We start from the raw sequence: 1,697 nt of genomic DNA, 5'->3' as shown, positions 1-1,697 counted from the left end.
GATTTGCACTGTCGATAGATACTATAATATCATCAACTTTTAATTCTACTAACTTCTGGGCTATATTCTGATCAATAAGCATAGCATTGGTGGTGAGACTGAGTTTGCCTTCCGGGGGAAGTAGATTCTTGCCAATCTTAATCATTTCAATTATATCTGGATGAATTAGTGGTTCACCGATCCCGATGAGATTAATAGATTCGATTTTGGGGAAAGCAGAGGAAAGGGCATTAAATGTTTCAAGACTCATATCACCTGTATCTTCCTGCCATACGGTTCTAACACACATAGCGCAATTCAGATTGCACTTTGTTGTGACTTCGATGTTTAGTTTTCTGGGGGTATCCTCCATAGTACTAGAACTCCTTGTCAATCCATTGCAAAAAATATAACTATTACGAACACAATTGTAGCATTATTTAACACAGGCCACAAAAGCAAGTGTTAGAATAAATATGATAATGCCGAAGCCCATATCCATCTTAAATGAGCTTCGGCATTACTTCTGCCTCTATTTTACTCTATTTGTTAGAATTATCCTCAATGTCTAAGTTTAATGTATTAAAAACGTTTAACTTTTCTTGACTGAATGTAGATAGTCACTGCACTTCGGACTATCATTAGAATCCCTAGTACTATCAGAATCACCGCAATTACGGCCTTTAACCAGGTGACTTCCTTTAAATTATCATGGTTGATCCACCAAATATAACCCCAATAAGTGAAGACTATTCCACCAATAATGTAGAGCCAATATGCTAACATAAGAGCCTCCTTTTATCGGCATCCTGAACTATAATCTTCTGCGCACCAGGTATGAAGCAAGGAATTTTCTGTCTACATTGGGTGTTCGATACAACTGGAATATCATTGCATCACGGTACATTAGCTCAATGGGCCAACCTTCCTCTCGCTCGATACCACGCGCACCCATGAGTTCGATTGTTTTAGCACAAGCATCAATCGCTGTGGGGAAACAGTGACGAGCAGCCATAACGCCCCACTTACCATGCTTGGCTTCCTCATCGCCTTCGTCCCAGAGCTTGCAGGCTTTGGTACATAATGCACGGCCAGCTTCCGCAGCTACCCACATATCCGCTATGGGGAAATGAACTCCTTGATATTCGATTAACGGATGATCCCAGCGAATATTGCTCTTAGTATAGTCAACAGCAAGTTGTATTGCAGCTTCTGTAACACCTACAGCCTGAAAGGCCTGATTAGCCATATGCTTGTTCATACCATCGACGAGAGCATGTATTCCCTTACCTATTGGAGCTGCTATATACCTTTTATTAACCCGACAATCCTTGAACATTACTTCGTAACGGGCACAACCCCATCTGGCTCCCCAAAGGTCTCCCTCACGACCACGGATTATACCTGGAATATCATCGTTCATAATGAACAGTGACAGACCACTGGTTCGCTTGGTAGGATCTGTTTTCATCAATGTCATATGCCACTGAAGTCCTACGGGTCCGGGAGTGGTCATTGTCATAAACCATTTGGGCCCGTTCAGTACATAATCATCTCCGTCAAGAACTGCAGTACCACGCATTCCACCCATGTCGACGCCTGATTCAGGATCAGTAGCCATTGAAGTGCAGAACCCGCCATCAAGCGTTCTCTTTAGATACTCACGCTTGATGTCCTCATCAGGTGTCCAGTTGAGCAGTATTTGGGTTCCGGGTTCA

The 1,697-nt window shown here is 42.7% G+C and carries 2 protein-coding genes; both read right to left on the bottom strand.

All coding sequences use genetic code 11. The features are described 5' to 3' along the window. A partial coding sequence (locus SVU69_13770; protein ID MDY6944065.1) for a radical SAM protein occupies positions 1-352 on the bottom strand: 352 nt, incomplete at its 3' end. A 441-nt stretch (positions 353-793) separates the two neighbouring features. Beyond that, positions 794-1,697: acyl-CoA dehydrogenase (locus tag SVU69_13765; GenBank protein MDY6944064.1), on the bottom strand; the 904-nt coding region annotated here is incomplete at its 5' end.

Source organism: Pseudomonadota bacterium (assembly GCA_034189865.1).
GTDB lineage: Bacteria > Pseudomonadota > Gammaproteobacteria > UBA5335 > UBA5335 > JAXHTV01.
The sequence above is the reverse complement of the archived record's forward strand: the minus strand, read 5'-3'. Positions and strand labels throughout refer to the sequence as shown.